The sequence below is a fragment of the Pseudoalteromonas sp. SWYJZ19 genome (assembly GCF_015864375.1).
Lineage (GTDB): Bacteria > Pseudomonadota > Gammaproteobacteria > Enterobacterales > Alteromonadaceae > Pseudoalteromonas > Pseudoalteromonas arctica.
This window is the reverse complement of sequence record NZ_JADYXI010000007.1, coordinates 183,435-197,094: the sequence shown is the minus strand read 5'-3', so window position 1 is coordinate 197,094 and position 13,660 is coordinate 183,435. Positions and strand designations below refer to the sequence as shown.

The window sequence follows — 13,660 nt, the reverse complement described above, 5'->3', positions numbered from 1 at the left end:
ACGAGTGAAACGTTATATTCTTCCAGAAAAAAGAAAACGGCCCAAAAGTAGGACCGTTCGAATTTCAAAAACTCGGTACACCATTAAGTCAAAGCATGCTTAACTGAATGGTGTTAACCTACGGGTCGTTTTGTCGTATGTAGCTGCCATTTATCTGATCCGCTCGAATTGTGAGCCAAACTCGTTACAATGAAACAATGTCATAATACGAGAATCAATAATGAAAACAAAACTCACCTTATTAAGCGCGGCACTCGTTGCCAGCTTAACTAGCACCGGCATACACGCCAAAGAATCGCTACAATTTAAAGATGTTTTTAGTTTTAAATCAGCTAAAAGCACGCAACTATCTGACAATGGTCAAGTACTCACTTTTAGTGCAACGCCGTATCGTGGAAATGCAACTGGCCAAGTTTACTCACTACAAAGCAATACTCTCATCGCAGAAGTAGAGCGCGGCACTAAGCCTCATATTAATAAAGCCGCTAACTGGGTCGCTTTTACACAAGTGCCTACCTTACTTGAAAAAGAAATAACCAAAAAAAAAGACACACTTAAAAACAATCTGGTACTCGTAAACACGCAATCAGGTGCCCAACAAAACTTTGCTGATGTAAAAGATTACACGGTATCTGATGACGGTATGTGGCTTGCTTATCGTTTAAATAAAAAAGACGATGACGCAAAAGTAGAAGATAAAACCGATAGCGCTAAAAACGAAGTAGACAACGCTATCACGCCCGATAAAAAAGATAAGAGCTATGCGCTTGTTATCGTAAATTTATCTGATAAACGCACCCATACAATAGAAAACGTATTTAGCTACGCGATTAACTCAGCCAACAGCCAGCTATTAGTGAGTCAAAGTTACAGCGATGGTAATAACAACCAAATAGCGTTAATTGAGCTAAGTGACTTTAATAGCAGCGTATTAATTGATGAACCGGGCGCAATCGCAAATAAAATAGCATGGCACCCAACTGACAATATTGCAGCGTTTACATTAGGTAACTATGTAAATGATGACACGCGCCGTCGAAGCTACAGTTTACAGCTATATAAAAACGATAAACTTTCAACAATAGCCTCACCTGATAAAACATGGACCCTAGGTAAAACAGCATCCCTTAAATGGTCAGAAAATGGCGAGCGCTTATATTTTGAAAACCATCCAAAATTAGCAGCTAAAGTAAAAGCCAAAGAATATACCGACGAAGCCTCACTATACGATTTTGACACCATTCGTGAACACAAAGGTTTAGATGTATGGCACAACAACGATGCGCAAATAAAACCGCGTGAAGAACAGCAATGGAACGAAATTAATAAAAACCGCCATTACAGCGCGGTATATCACGTTAACTCGCAAAAAGTGGTACAGCTAAGTACCACTAATATGCCTGAGGTTGCACTAAACCCTGAGCGAGATGTGTCTTTACTTGGCTCATCTAACATCCCCTACCTAGAAAAAATAATGTACGGCGGTTTTTTTGCTGATTACTTTGCAGTAAATATAAACACCGGTAAACAAACTTCCATTATTAGTAACTACTCGTTTAGGCCAAGCCTTGCACCAAATGGTGAATTTGCAGCTTATTTTAGCGATAGCCAAATACAGCTAAAAGATTTAAAAAATAATAAAGTAACACCGCTTACAAAAGCGATTCAGGCAACCTTTGCTGATGATAAACACGACTACCCATCTACTCAACCTGGTTATGGTTTTGCTGGTTGGATGACCGACAGCAGCCAAGTGCTTGCTTATAGTAAATACGATATTTGGGCATTTGACGTAAAAACGCAGCTTGCTAAACGCCTAACTAATGGTAAGCAAAGTAATACGCAGTACCGTGTTATTAAGCTTGATAAAACCCAAGTGAGCTTTAAAAAAGGCGATACATTACTTGTCTCTGCTATTAACTTACAAACTAAACAAAGCGAAGTTGCAAAGCTCGACTTAACCACTAACACAATAACTAACGTGCTTAGCGGTAATAAACGCTTTGATATGGTTAAAAAAGCCAAAAAGGCTGACAAGTACTTATTCACCTCGCAAACTTATAGCCAATTTCCTGATTACTACCAAACTGATTTTAGCTTTAGCGCACCAAAACAAGTGACCACGCTAAACCCACAAATTAATAATTTTGCGTGGGGCGAAAAGCCAGAGCTGATAAGCTATAAAGGTTTTGATGGCGAAGACTTACAAGGCGTACTAATAAAACCAGCGGGCTATAAAAAAGGCGATAAAGTACCTGTGGTTGTGTATTTTTACCGTTACATGAGCCAGCGTATGTTTGATTTTCCAAAAATGGAATTAAACCATCGCCCTAATTTTCCTATGTTTACCTCAAACGGTTATGCGGTATTTTTACCTGATATTCGTTTTGAAATAGGTCACCCGGGTAAATCGTCAACGCAAACCATGATAAACGCCACCCAAAAATTAATAGATTTAGGCATAGCCGACCCAGATAAAATAGGCTTACAAGGTCACTCTTGGGCGGGCTATCAAAGTGCGTTTATGATAACCCAAACAGATATGTTTAAAGCGGTTGTATCTGGCGCACCAGTATCAAACATGACAAGTGCTTACAGTGGCATACGTTTAAAATCGGGCCTTGCTCGTCAATTTCAATACGAAACAGGACAAAGCCGTATTGGCAAAAACTTATTTGAAGCACCAGAACTTTATATAGAAAACTCACCGGTGTTTTTTGCAGACAAAGTTAATACGCCTATCTTAATAATGTCTGGCGACAAAGACGATGCAGTGCCTTGGCATGAAAGTGTGCAGTATTACTTAGCTCTGCGCCGTGCAGGAAAAGATGCTACATTTTTACAATACGAAGGTGAACCACACCACTTGAAAAAGTTTCCTAATCAGGTCGATTTTTCAGTACGTATGATGCAGTACTTTGCTCATTACTTAAAAGGCAAACCAGCTGCAAAGTGGATGACACAAGGCGAGGCATTCGTTGAAGAGTAAATAACCCACACACAAAAGCCGATATTGCATAAAACAATATCGGCTTTTTTGTTTTTAAAATTTGTATTTCTTATACCAATTCGCTTAATTAAATAAGCTATTTTGAGGCTGGAAAAACGTGTTGATAGCTAGGCAAAAAATTCGATATTTAGTTGTTCTAAATGAGAATTTTTTAACGCAGGTAGCGACACGTTTAGCCCCGCAAAATGATTAAGTATTATTGCGGATTGGTATTAAGCTACAAACACAACTCTCTAAATGGCAATGTGGCTGCGCCAATTGATACCGGAAAATTATCAATATTAGATACCACCAGCTTTGGCATAGGGCGTTTAGCGCCACGTCTAAATTGTGCATAAACCTCAGTTCGTGCAATAACCTTTTCAGCCAACTCTTTTGGAATATGGCCACCAATAATAATCGCCTCAGCATCTAATAATGCAGAGCAACAGGTTGCCACTAAATCAAATGAGTCTTGAACTTTAAACAGCCACTCTTCAACACCTGGCCAATCGGGGTCAAAGTTGTCATGCAGGTCGTAAATAGAAGTAACCGCTACGCCATTTTTTTTCAAAATACGTTTTAGTAATTCAAGATTAGGGTGGGCATATAATTTAGGCGGTAGCATGTCGCCAAGCTCACCTGCGTTTCCGTATGTACCGCGCAGTACGTCGCCATTATTTACAATACCACCACCAAATGCGGCCGACACAAACATATAAACAAAGTTTTTATATTCACGACCAATACCAGCAACACCTTCACCTGCGGCTGCGCCTGTAGCATCGTTAACAACCCAAGTAGGGAGTTGAAAATGCTGCGACACAATATCGATAATATCAACCTGCGACCACTCTTCTAGCATATGGTGGGTATTCATTTTCCCATCCATTGAGCTAAAAAAGCCAGAGATACCCACGCCCACTCCCAGTACTTTTTCACTTGGAATGTCACGCTCAGCGCTTATTTCTTCCACCAGCTTTTGTGCACATTTAAGCACATTATTAATGCTCATATCCGACATTAGCTGCATATGGGTGTAAACCACCTTTCCCGTAAAATCCATTACAGCAAGCGAAATAGCATCAAGTAAAATAGCTAAGCCAAAGGTAAATCCGTAATCGGGGTTAAGGGCAATGCCAAACCCCGGCTTACCTTTTTTATTAGGAATAAGCGTATCGCTTTGTACAATTACACCGTGCTGGGTTAACGACTTAAGTAAACGCGACACAGTTTGCTGTGGAATACGAGTTGCGCTCACAATATGACTTTGAGTTACGCACTTTTCCCAAAACACCACTTTTATAATATCGCGCTCAATATCTTGAAATAGCTTTTCGCCTTTTCCAAGCTCAAAACCAGAGCGTAATAAGTTACTGTTGTTTAACGAAAACATAGGTATTAACCCTAACAAAATTGGAGCACAAGATTACGTGAAACCATTATAAAGAACAAGTGGGAAAACTGCGCCTACTCAATCACTATCACTCTAAAATCGTTCACATTTGTGTTAGTTGGCCCAGTAATAATTAAATCATCAATTGCTTTAAAAAACTGATGGCTATTATGTCCTTCTAATTGCGCTTGAAGGCTCTCTCCTGCGCTTTGTGCCCGTGTAACCGTTGTGCTATTTATGTAAGCACCCGCTACATCTTTACTACCATCTACACCATCTGTATCACAAGCAAGTGCGTAAATACCCGCTTCGCCATTAAGTGCCTCAGCCAACGCCATTAAGTATTCCTGATTGGGCCCGCCATCGCCATAAACATCAGCAACGGTTACTGTAAGCTCGCCACCTGAGAACAACATAACGCGCTTGCCTTGGGCTTTTTGCTCAAGAGCGATAGCCGCATGTTGCTTTGCAACTTCTTTAGCCTCGCCTTGAATATCATACCCTAGTACCTGGGTTTCCCAACCTTGATGTTGTGCAACACTTATAGCGCTATCAATAGCATGCTGTGCATTTGCAACAATAAAGTACTCACCCACGGTATCAGCAACTCGTTCTTGCTCTGGTTTTAATAAATGCGCTTCAACCTCTGCAATTACCGGCCAATTGTACTTTTGTAAAATAGCCAGTGCATCGGCTTTAGTACTGCCATCGCTAATGGTAGGGCCTGATGCTATATCACTTGGTTTGTCCCCTACTACATCTGAAATAATGAGCGTAACGTAATCCGACTTAGCGGCCTGCGCTAACTTACCGCCTTTAACAAGTGACAACTGCTTACGTACTACATTTATTTCATCAACGCTTGCACCACTTCTAAGTAAAAACTGATTAAGCTTTTGCTTTTGTGAAAAAGGCACATCATCAACAGGTAGGCACATCAACGACGAACCGCCCCCCGAAATAATAAACAAAATAGGAATATCAGCTGGATTATTTCTTACAAGCTCCAATAACTCTTTGCCAGCAGCTAAGCTGTTATCGTCTGGTGTTGGGTGGTTTGCACTAAGCACTTTAATTCGCCCAGTATCGCCGCTACTTTCGTAGCCATAACGCGTTACCACTGCGCCAAAACATTTATCACCATAAAAGCGATTAACTTCGGCGGCCATTTCAGCGGCGGCTTTACCCGCCCCCACTACACACAACCCTTTGCTTGCATCTATATTTTCTAAATACTTACTCATGCAAGCACTCGGTTTACAGGCATTTACCGCAGTGGTAAATAAATCAATTAAAAACGACTTTTTAGAATCCATTAGTCACAGCTCACGAAAAAATTGAAGGAATAGCTAAACAAATTAATATCATCACTATAAACATGCTAAGTAGCATAACGATATCTTTGCCAGTTAAAATTGAGTTTGATACTGTCTCGGCATTTTGTACTTTTGTTACTTCGTTTACTTCTCGTGGAATTAAACGACTCGTAACATAAATAATCACAGTAGCGCTTACAAAACCGATAAAATTCCACCAAAACCAGAAAATATCAGGCGCAAATACCGACACCAACAAGTTAATTAATACACCACTAATTAAGCCAATATTGGCATGCAATGCAGCACTGCGTTTACTTAGTACAGCAACTAAAAATACCGCCAGTATTGGGCCATAAAATAACGAACCTACCTTGTTAATCGCTTCAATAATGGTTGGTGCAATATCGCCAGCAAAAAGTGATAGTACTAAGGTAATTGCGCCCCATGCTAAACCTAAGTATTTAGCTAACTTTAAGTAAGATGGTTGGTCGAGCTCTTTGTTAGATATACGGCTGTAGTCTTCAATACTTACGGCCGAAAGTGAATTAATCGCAGAGCTTAGTGACGACATCGCTGCCGACAAAATAGCAACAACTAACAAACCAATTAAGCCATGCGGTAGGTAATCTAAAATAAATATAGGCATCATCCAATCAGGGTTATCTGCTGGAATTTTTGCTAAAAATTCAGGGTTACTCATTGCCAGTGTGCCAACAATTAAACCCGACACACAATATAAAATGGTAATTGGGAAGCGCACTACGCCATTTGCTAAAATCATGTAGCGTAGGTTTTTAGGATCTTTTGCACTGAGCGCACGTTGCGCTTGCGTTTGGTCACACCCGTAGTAAGAGGCATAAAGTACCACACCACCAAAAATCATCGGTAAAAAGCCAAAGCCGTCACCGCTAAAACCAAATGAATCAAACTTAATCGCTTCTAATCGGCTCGAGTCAACATTACTAATAAACGAGTCAACGCCACCTAAGTGATAAAGCCCAAACCCTATACAAGCAATAGTCCCCAACACAATGATGATCATTTGAATCGCATCACCATATACTACGGCTTTCATCCCACCTTGCAGTGAATATAAAACAGTTATAACACCCGTTAGTACAATAGCTTGCCATGCTTCTATTCCCATGGTGCCTTGTAGAATAAGCGATACCGCGTAAATCATAATACCGGTGGCAAACGCACGACTAAATTGAAACACCACACTAATAAGTACACGAGTTGAGCGGCCAAAGCGCATCTCTAAATAATCGTAAATACTAACAATGCCGCTTTTATAAAGCTTGGGTAAAATAGTTGCTAAAATTAAAATCATCGCCAGCGGAACACCCAGCTCATACGAGAGCCATTGCATACCACCACCTTTACGCAAACCAACAAATGCAGGAGCCGAAATAAAACTAATAGCCGAAAGCTGAGTGGCCATTACCGACAAAGCCAAAGGTTTCCAACCTAAGCTTTTACCCCCTAAAAAGTAATCATTTTTATTGGTTTGTTCGCGTAGCATAAATCCCATTACCAATAAGGCACCAAGATAAAGAGCAACTATTGAAAAATCTAATATATTCATAATTAATTCGCGTATTCACAATATGAAAACACTGCGCCTTTTCAAAAATAAAATACCAAATGGCTACCTGCCCTTATCTTTTTAATAAACGAGCCTAGTCAAAAAGATAAACCTGTAGCTAACTTAGCTGAAAAATGCATCACAATGCAAAAAACCTATTAACCCCAAAGTGAGTTAATAGGCATAAAGCATTTATTTAAAAGTCGTATTTAACTCTTAAAGTAACGCGTCGTGGGAGAATCGGGCGACCTACAAAGTATGGATTATCTGCCGTTTGGCTATTGCCTAAACGTGGCGAACCTTCAGTAACACCGTCAGAATCAAACAGGTTAAATACCCCAACGCTTAAGCGGACTGTTTGCTCTGGTGCAACTTGCCAGTTATAACCTGCATCAAATCTAAATAAATGGAATGAATCAAGTTCTACAGAGTTTGCATCGTTAGCAAAGTTTTTACCTGTAAAGTTATGATAAATAGAAGCATCCCAGTCATCTGTGGTATAGCTTATAGATGTATTGAATAGTATTTTTGGTTTACGACGTAACTCGTTACCAATAATAGAAGGGTCTGAATCAAATTCAGTAAATTCGTGATCGGTGTAGGTCATGTTGGCATCAACAGCCCACTCATCGGTAATATCGTAACGACCTGTAAGCTCAACACCGGTTGCTTTAGTTGACTGCATAACTGGCAGCTCTAATACGCCACCATTACCATCGTTTACAAAGTCTACGCTGCGTCTATCTTTTAAGTCAGTTCTAAATAACGCAACACTGCCGCTAAAGTCGTTATCAAAAAACTTAACACCTAGTTCGCCCTGCTCTACAATTTCGGCTTCGTAGCTGGCAGGCTCGCCTAAGTCATTAAACTGAATACCTCTAATTTCTGGGAAGAAAAACCCGCGAGATGCATTGGCATATACATTTAAGTTATCTGTTAAGCGATATAACGCCGCACCCGATACAGCAAATTCAGACGTATCTACTTCACCGTAGGTCATTACACCACTACCGGTTGTGTTTACTTGTAAGTTAGATGCGAGTGATGGGTCATTATTTATTTGTACAACTTGGCTGCCTTCGCGGCTAATTTTGCCTTCAATTTCTTCGTAGCGAACACCAAAGTCAAAAATCCAATCGTCACTTTCCATTTGATCCGCTATATAAAGTGCACGGCGGGTAGCGCTAATGGTTTGGTTAGTATAAGAAATACCTGGCCCACTAATGCCATTTTGTGTGTATTGAATCTCGTCGCCATTAACATCGGTATACGTTAAGTCAATTAAGCGAGGGTTATTATTAAATTCACCTAAGTAAGTCGTAATAACGTTATCGTCGTCGGCTTCACTGTGAGAGAAAAATGTACCAACTGTAATATCATGGCTAAAATCACCTACATAAATACTTTTGATGATATTAAATTCTGCAGAAAAATCTTCAGCTGGGCGGTCGCGGTCTAAAATGCGGTTAGCAAATAGTAAGTCATCGCTTGCAAGTGCGATACCTGAATTAACATAAGAAAACTCAGCGCCGCTTGCATCACCTAAGCCACGGTTAGCTAAAAAGTCGTCTTGGCTTTCAGGTACATTAATAATACCGTCGCCATCTAAAAATAAATTAAATTCGTGTTGGTATTTAGCGTATTTACTGCGCATGTTGATAGCAAAATCGTTAGCGAGTTCTTTTTCAAATACCACTGAAACAGAGCCACCTTTAGTGACTACACCATCGCTGATTGGCGATTCATAACGACCATTTGCCGTATCGTACGTTAAGTTAGATACTTGCGCTGTTTGCAGTGATTCTACTTCACGACCATCGTTACCGATTAAGCGCTCACGGCTTTCGCCATCAAGTGGAATAGGTAAATAAAACTGAGCTTGGTCGTCAATGTACTGTCCGTAAACCGTAAATGAGCCAGAGCCATCATCAAATTCTTTACGAATATTACCACGTAACTGAGTACCTTTAGTCTCAAGGCCTGTATCTAACGGGCCCTTGTCGTAACGGTAAAAACCAGATAGTGCGTAATATAAGCCGTCTTCATTAAGTGGACCGCTCGTAGCAAAATCTAAGCGTGTACGCCCTTGATCAGAAAGCTCCATTTGTACGGTACTTTGCGGATCGTCACTGCCCGTTTTAGAAATATAGTTAATAATGCCGGCCACAGAGCCTTGGCCAAATAAATTAGATACACCACCACGCACAAACTCTACGCGTTCAATACCCAGATCGTTACGGTAATACACATCAAACGCCGATGAGTTCAAACCAAAAACACTCAGTGTAGGTGAACCATCATAAGACAGCGGCGTAAATTGAAACTGACCCGATGAAGGTAAGCCTCTTACTTGTAGGTTAGTAGCGACTTCACCGCCACCGCCTTCTACTTTAATACCCGGAATATAGCGAAGCACATCTGCTTGGCTACTTGAAGAAAGCTTTACCAGCTCGTCTTCGCTAATAGATGTTACTGATTGTGGAGTGTCTGAAATAACACGCCCTTTACTGGTACCAGAGACGATAATACGCTCAACGTTGTTAGCTTTTTTTGCTGTATCTGGTGCAGTTTCTTCTGCTGCATAAGCGCCCTGTGCAAGGCATAAAGATACAATAGAGGCGATCGTAGTTTTATTCACGGGTATTCTCCATTTGTGCTAGTTGTCTGTGTGTATTTACTTAGAGTGTGGCTAAGTAAAGCCGAAATAATCAAGTGAACATGTTAGTTTTTTGTTACTTCGAACAGGATTTAAGCACAGAAAAAAAACATTTACAACCCATAATGAGTGCTTTAATATTGTCCAAATCGAAAATAACACACAAAGAGCACCCAATATGACTACTATAAACAGCGGTAAAATTGACTCAGCAACGGCTTCATCGCTTGCAGACCTTGCTACTAAAACACTTATAGCAAACGACTTAGGTGGCTATACAGTACCAACACATGGCCTATACCCGTTTCAGTGGAACTGGGACTCAGCCATTACAGCGCTAGGTTGGATGAAGTCTGACGAAAGCCGCGCATGGCAAGAAATTGATGTGTTATTTTCAGGCCAATGGGATGACGGCATGGTGCCGCACATCTTGTTTCATAAAGATTCAGATACTTATTTTCCAGGTCCTGACGTATGGGGATCAGATAAAAAAATCAAAAGTACCTCTATTTCACAGCCGCCAGTAGTTGCTACTGTAATGAAGGAGATGCTTGCCAGTGCGAAAGACAAAACACTTGCAGAACAAAAAGTTAAAGCGTTATTTTCACAAGTAGTTGACTATCATTTATGGTGGTACAACGACCGAGATCCTGAAAGTACTGGTTTAGTAGTGACATACCACCCGTGGGAGTCGGGCATGGATAACAGCCCATCATGGGATGACGCTCTTCAAGCTGTGCCATGTGTGGATTGGGAATATACGCGCCGTGATACAAGCCATGTAGACTCTTCTCAACGTCCACATAAAAGTGAATACGACCGCTTTTTATACCTTGTAGACTTTTTTAAACGTAACAACTTTGACAGTAAAGTAATTTACGAAACCAGCCCGTACAAAATGAATGACCTAGGTATTATTGCTATTTTGCACCGTGCAACCAAAGATTTACTCAAAATGGGTGAACAACTTGGTTTAAACGATGCCCGCACTGATTACTTAGCACAGCGTTTACAAAAAACAGAACAAGCCATAAACACTTTATGGTGTGAGCAAAGTCAGTATTTTTATTGTCGTGATGTATTAACTAACAGCTTAGCGAAAGTTAAAACATCAGCCGCGCTATTAACTGTATATGCAGGCTTAACAAGCGATGAGCAAACTAAAATAATTAATACAGCCACTGAAGATTTTATTGAGTCGAGCCAATTTAGTGTGGCTTCTACCCACCCTAAAGAAGAAAAATACGAGCCACAACGCTACTGGCGCGGCCCTATTTGGTTACACATTAACTGGATGATAGCCACAGGCCTTAAAGAAGCCGGCTGTGTAACAACGGCTGAAAAAATTCAAGATGATACGCGCAACCTCGTTGTTAAGTCGGGCTACTACGAATACTTTAACCCAGAAACAGGCGCAGGCTGTGGTGGTAAAGATTTCTCGTGGACAGCTGCAATAGCATTACATTGGCTACTTGACTAACAACTAAGGCAACATCATGAAACACACAATATGCTTTGGTGAAGTACTGGTTGATTTACTTTCAAATAAATTGAGCCAAAACAGCAACGAACACGAAGCGTTTACAAAGTTTGCAGGCGGTGCGCCTGCAAACGTAAGCGTAGCTATTGCAAAGCTAGGCGGTAATGCCTACTTTGCAGGAATGCTAAGCACTGATAGCTTTGGCGACTTTTTACATAACGCATTAAAAGAGCAAGGTGTAAAAACCGACTTTATGCGCTTTACTGATCATGCTAAAACGGCGCTTGCGTTTGTGTCACTTGATAACGACGGCGATCGTACGTTTGAGTTTTATCGTGATAACACCGCCGATCTGCACTTTAGTAATAATGACTTTAGTAGCGAATGGTTTGATCAATGCGATATTTTTCATATTTGCTCAAACACGTTAACCGACGAAAACATCAGAAACACCACCGCTTACGGTGTTAAATTTGCAAAAAAAAATAACTCAATTGTGAGCTTTGATATTAACTTGCGCCTTAATTTATGGCCAAGCGATGCTAACCCTCGCGAACATATTTTACCATTATTAAAAGACTGCTCAATTATTAAAGCCTCAAAAGAAGAGCTTGAATACCTTGCGGGTGAGCAATCGAGCGATGAGTTTATTACCCAAACACTGATTAACGGCTGTGAGCTATTTGTAGTCACAGATGCAAGTAACCCAATGTATTGGTTTACTAAACACGGCAAACAAATGCTTATCCCTAAAAAAGTAACTATGGTTGATGCTACCGCCGCCGGCGATGCCTTTGTAGGTGGCCTATTATATCAGCTAGGCTTACAAGCACTTACACCTGTGAGCTTTAGTACGCTTTGTGAAAATAATTCAAAGCTAAATACTATTTTTGAATTTGCTTCGTTATGCGGTGCCCACGCCGCATCTTACAAAGGGGCATTTAACTCCTTACCTAACCAAAAGTCTCTACACGATTTTAGGAGCGAACTATGAAAAGTACACCTGATAACTTTAAAAGCCATGAGTTTTTAACGCAGCACATTAGCGACACCTTAGCGTTTTACGAGCCAAATATTGACGACGAACACGGTGGTTTTTACCAAAACTTTTCTGATAATGGTGAGGTGTTTGATAAACAAACGCGCCATTTAGTAAGCTCTACTCGTTTTGTATTTAACTATGCACGCGCGTATCAAACCTTTAATGACGAAAAATACCTTACCCGTGTTAAATCGGGTATTGAGTTTATTCGTAAGCATCATCTTGTTGAGCAAACTGGCGGCTACAACTGGTTATTAAAAGTTGAAAACGGCCAAGCTACCGTGCTTGATAACACTAACCATTGTTATGGTTTTGCGTTTGTTATTTTAGCGTACAGCTGGGCATACCGTGTGGGCGTTACAGAGGCGCGTGAATACCTCAACGATACATTTCAAACAATGGAAACACATTTTTGGGATGCAAAAGCAGGGTTATATAAAGATCAGCACAACAGCGACTTCACAAAGTGCGATTCATACCGTGGCCAAAACGCCAACATGCACACCTGCGAAGCACTTATTGCTGCTTATGAAGCAACAAAAGACGAGATATTTTTAAACCGTGCGCTTACCCTTGCCGACAACATGGTTAATCGCCAAGCTAATTTAATGGGCGGATTGATTTGGGAGCACTACGATATAAATTGGCAAGTCGATTTAGAGTACAACAAAGACGATCCTAAAAATTTATTTCGCCCGTGGGGCTTTCAGCCTGGTCATCAAACAGAGTGGTCAAAACTGCTTATGTTTTTAAATAAGCATAAGCCACAAAAATGGCTTATTGAACGCGCTCAAGCATTATTTGATAACTCAATAGATGTAGCATGGGATAAAAAGCACGGCGGTATTTGCTACGGCTTTGCACCTGATAAAACTATTTGCGATGACGATAAATACTTTTGGGTTCAAGCCGAAACTCTGTGTTGTGCTGCCTATCTTTATCAAGCAACAGGTGATGAAAAATACCAGCAATGGTACGACAAAATTTGGCAGTATTCATGGCAGCATTTAGTTGATCATAAATACGGTGCTTGGTTTAGAATTTTAACCGTAGATAACAAAAAAATGGATACCGAGAAAAGCCCTATTGGTAAAACTGATTACCACACTATGGGTGCCTGCTTTGATGTGCTCGAACTATTAAAGTAACTATGTAGTTATAACTTTTACAGTATTGTGTAGACCTTTTAA

The 13,660-nt window shown here is 40.5% G+C and carries 8 protein-coding genes; 4 read left to right on the top strand and 4 right to left on the bottom strand.

The window, feature by feature from the left end:
* Positions 1–220: 220 nt before the first annotated feature.
* Positions 221–2,989 (top strand): S9 family peptidase, encoded by a 2,769-nt coding sequence (locus I6F45_RS09665; RefSeq protein WP_197160353.1) that lies wholly within the window; start codon positions 221–223, stop codon positions 2,987–2,989.
* A 238-nt stretch (positions 2,990–3,227) separates the two neighbouring features.
* Here the strand turns inward: I6F45_RS09665 and I6F45_RS09660 are convergent, their stop codons facing one another.
* The 4 genes from I6F45_RS09660 to I6F45_RS21575 form a co-directional block, all read right to left on the bottom strand.
* A complete protein-coding gene (locus I6F45_RS09660) occupies positions 3,228–4,385 on the bottom strand; it encodes an ROK family transcriptional regulator (protein WP_197160351.1) in 1,158 nt (385 codons plus the stop codon).
* A 74-nt stretch (positions 4,386–4,459) separates the two neighbouring features.
* Positions 4,460–5,701 carry a glycerate kinase type-2 family protein gene (locus I6F45_RS09655; protein ID WP_197160348.1) on the bottom strand — a complete coding sequence of 414 codons (1,242 nt, stop codon included), beginning with the start codon at positions 5,699–5,701 and terminating at the stop codon, positions 4,460–4,462.
* A gap of 10 nt (positions 5,702–5,711) precedes the next feature.
* Positions 5,712–7,292, bottom strand: a complete 1,581-nt coding sequence (locus I6F45_RS09650; protein ID WP_197160346.1) for a sodium:solute symporter — start codon at positions 7,290–7,292, stop codon at positions 5,712–5,714.
* 196 nt (positions 7,293–7,488) lie between these two features.
* Entirely contained in the window at positions 7,489–9,930 is a 2,442-nt protein-coding gene (locus tag I6F45_RS21575; RefSeq protein ID WP_197160345.1) for a TonB-dependent receptor, read from the bottom strand.
* A gap of 196 nt (positions 9,931–10,126) precedes the next feature.
* Here I6F45_RS21575 and I6F45_RS09640 point away from each other — a divergent pair, with 196 nt between their 5' ends.
* Genes I6F45_RS09640 through I6F45_RS09630 form a run of 3 tightly spaced genes read left to right on the top strand, consistent with a single transcriptional unit; the run spans position 10,127 to position 13,618 of the window.
* Positions 10,127–11,428: an MGH1-like glycoside hydrolase domain-containing protein gene (locus I6F45_RS09640; RefSeq protein ID WP_166419669.1), complete on the top strand. Its 1,302-nt coding sequence runs from the start codon at positions 10,127–10,129 to the stop codon at positions 11,426–11,428.
* Positions 11,429–11,444: 16 nt separating this feature from the next.
* Positions 11,445–12,422 (top strand): carbohydrate kinase family protein, encoded by a 978-nt coding sequence (locus I6F45_RS09635; protein ID WP_197160343.1) that lies wholly within the window; start codon positions 11,445–11,447, stop codon positions 12,420–12,422.
* A complete protein-coding gene (locus I6F45_RS09630) occupies positions 12,419–13,618 on the top strand; it encodes an AGE family epimerase/isomerase (RefSeq protein WP_197160341.1) in 1,200 nt (399 codons plus the stop codon). Before I6F45_RS09635 ends, I6F45_RS09630 begins: the two co-directional genes overlap by 4 nt.
* Positions 13,619–13,660: the final 42 nt, after the last annotated feature.

Excerpts from the sequence above, each read along its gene's own strand:
- I6F45_RS09665 (WP_197160353.1), top strand. The coding sequence starts at position 221 with ATGAAAACAAAACTCACCTTATTAAGCGCGGCACTCGTTGCCAGCTTA.
- I6F45_RS09660 (WP_197160351.1), bottom strand. The coding sequence starts at position 4,385 with ATGTTTTCGTTAAACAACAGTAACTTATTACGCTCTGGTTTTGAGCTT.
- I6F45_RS09655 (WP_197160348.1), bottom strand. The coding sequence starts at position 5,701 with ATGGATTCTAAAAAGTCGTTTTTAATTGATTTATTTACCACTGCGGTA.
- I6F45_RS09650 (WP_197160346.1), bottom strand. The coding sequence starts at position 7,292 with ATGAATATATTAGATTTTTCAATAGTTGCTCTTTATCTTGGTGCCTTA.
- I6F45_RS09640 (WP_166419669.1), top strand. The coding sequence starts at position 10,127 with ATGACTACTATAAACAGCGGTAAAATTGACTCAGCAACGGCTTCATCG.
- I6F45_RS09635 (WP_197160343.1), top strand. The coding sequence starts at position 11,445 with ATGAAACACACAATATGCTTTGGTGAAGTACTGGTTGATTTACTTTCA.
- I6F45_RS09630 (WP_197160341.1), top strand. The coding sequence starts at position 12,419 with ATGAAAAGTACACCTGATAACTTTAAAAGCCATGAGTTTTTAACGCAG.